This window comes from Campylobacter concisus, assembly GCF_003048445.1.
GTDB lineage: Bacteria > Campylobacterota > Campylobacteria > Campylobacterales > Campylobacteraceae > Campylobacter_A > Campylobacter_A concisus_BF.
In genome coordinates this window covers 1-2814 of record NZ_PIQW01000027.1, presented here as the reverse complement: position 1 = coordinate 2814, position 2814 = coordinate 1, and the positions used below count along the sequence as shown (strand labels likewise).

Sequence of the window (2814 nt, the reverse complement as noted above, 5' to 3'; positions counted from 1 at the left end):
TATCAGAGATCTTACCATCTTCGTTAGTATCTTCTGGGAATTTGATAGATGGGTTGCTTGGTTGGCGAGTTAGTTCTTTGTCATATACCAAGTTTGCAAAATTGCCTTCGCTTTCATTGCCAACTATATCTACTATCCTATAAGCTGGACTTTGTGCTCCATTGCCTTTTGGTAGATCCATAACAAAGCCGTCTCTCTCAACAGAACCTTTAGCGATATCCTCTTTGGTTATAAATGTAGCATTTTTCCACTTACCATCTTGTCCGTATACTTGTAGTATATCACCAGCTTTTACACTAATGCCATCAGTTGGGATATCAACAATCCAGTGAAGTTTGCCATCTGTTAAGGCTTTTGCCTCTTCTACGCTTAGGACCTCATTGCTATTTAAATCTTCTTTAAATTTAACTTTTGGTGTACCAACAGTTGTATCGACTTCTAGTGCAGAAGTTGCTTCACTAGAGTTGCCAGCCGCATCTGTAACCACAGCTTTTATGATGTGAACACGGCCAACAAGATCTGCTAGTGGCTCTTTATAGTCGATTGGCTTAAATTCCCATTTGCCATCTTTATCAGCTGTAGTTCTACCTATCTCTTTATCAGTATCATAGATAACCACTTCTTGATTTGCATCAGCTGTACCTTTGATAGTTGGCTTGTTATCATTTGTCGAAGTGCCTGCAACGTTGTCTTTATATGTACCGCCTGGTACGTTGTCAATAATACCTGTGATCTGGACATTAGGAGCTGTAAAGTCTGAGCTTATGCTCTCTTTTACCATTTCACTAGCATTACCTGCTTGATCAACGATCTTAGCTGTTACAGTTGAAGCTTGTCCATCGATCACTGGTACTTTAACTTCTATGTAGCCAGCTACTCTGTCATTGTAAGTTATAGTATGTGTTTTTTCCTCACCATTTACAGTGTAGTGGATCACATCGTTTTCTTCAGCATCACCTGGAACAGAAATTTGAGCTGTTGTGCTAGCATTGTCACCATCTTTGCCGTTCTCTGCTTTATTTAGCTTGCCATCTTTTTTATTGATATCTTCAACAAATGTGATTGTTGGCTCAGTTGGGGCTACTAGGTCGACATTAACTACCACTGTTTCTGAGAAGTCTGAGATATTTCCAGCCTTATCTTGTATTCTTGTAGTGTATTGATACTCGCCATCTTCTAGCTGAGGTAGTTCAAATTTCCAACCACCATGCTTATCAGCTGTAGTAGTTCCTATAGCTCTCTTATCGCCACTTAGTTCACTAATTTCATATATAGTTACTACCGAGTTAGGCTCAGCATATCCCTCAAGAGTTGGTGTGCTGTCGTTTGTTAAAGCAACTTTCGTTTTAACGTCTAAAACGTTGCCAGTGTGGCTATCTACATCGTCATTTACAGCATTTATTACTGGAGCATTAGCTGTTGCATCTACATCTAGTTCAACCTTAGGTGTGATTGATTTATTACCTGCACTATCAGTAGCATGTGCTTCGAAGTAGTGTAGTCCATCACCCATAGCTTCAGTTGGAGTAAAGCTCCATTTGCCATTAGCATCAGCTACTGTTTTACCAACTAGAGTTTTTTCTGTAGTTGTTAAGAAGCTCTCATAAATTTCTACTGTTGCACCAGCTGCTGCACTACCTTTGAATGTTGGTAGGTTATCGTTTGTTAGACCATTTTTAACATCACCATTTACTACACCACCAGCTACGTCATCGTAAATTTCGTCGATTGTTACTTGAGTTGTAGCATGAGTATGGATGATATCATTACCTGTTACTGCACTACCTTTACCAGTGTTGCCAGCTTCATCAGTGATCTCTACTTTTACTTTATCGCCTGGGTTTAGTGCTTTAGTAGTATCTATAACAAATTTGCCATCTCCACCTACTTTACCTTCACCAATTACATTACCAGCTTCATCTTTAACAATAACCTTAGCATCTTGTGTATCAGAGCTACCCTCTACTCTACCTTTTTCTGGAGTGTTGTCAGCTGGGTTGCTAATATCTAGTGGGCTTACTTTTAGGTTTTCAACACTTGGAGCTGTTGCATCTACATCTAGTTCAACCTTAGGTGTGATTGATTTATTACCTGCACTATCAGTAGCATGTGCTTCGAAGTAGTGTAGTCCATCACCCATAGCTTCAGTTGGAGTAAAGCTCCATTTGCCATTAGCATCAGCTACTGTTTTACCAACTAGAGTTTTTTCTGTAGTTGTTAAGAAGCTCTCATAAATTTCTACTGTTGCACCAGCTGCTGCACTACCTTTGAATGTTGGTAGGTTATCGTTTGTTAGACCATTTTTAACATCACCATTTACTACACCACCAGCTACGTCATCGTAAATTTCGTCGATTGTTACTTGAACGGTAGAAGAAGCCTCGGTGATATCTTTTGAAATTTCTTCGCTTGGCTTGCTTGGGTTGTTTGGATTAACGATCTCAGCTGTTATAGTTGTCTTATCGCCTGTTTTGATATCAACTGAAATTTCAACCTTACCATTTTCGATATCTTTATCTGTGATCACGTGCTCTTTTGGAGTATCGCTATTATCTTTTACGATTAGTTTATCGCCTGGTTTTACGCTGCCATCTTTTGGTATAGAAATTTCAGCTGTTGTTTTACCAACTTCTTTATCACCGTCTTGGTTCTCCTTGTTAGATATTTTGCCATCTTTATTAGTATCTTCTTTGAAGTTAATATCTAGTGGTGAGCCTGGTGTTCTTGAGAATTCGCCATCAAGTGTAAGTGTAGCTTTTGACGACTCACTAACATTGCCAGCTTCATCAGCAAATCTATACTCTGGAGTCTCAT

General features: G+C 39.2%; 1 protein-coding gene. It reads right to left on the bottom strand.

The features are described from left to right. A partial coding sequence (locus CVT14_RS10485) for an Ig-like domain-containing protein (RefSeq protein WP_199907340.1) occupies positions 1-2814 on the bottom strand: 2814 nt, incomplete at both ends.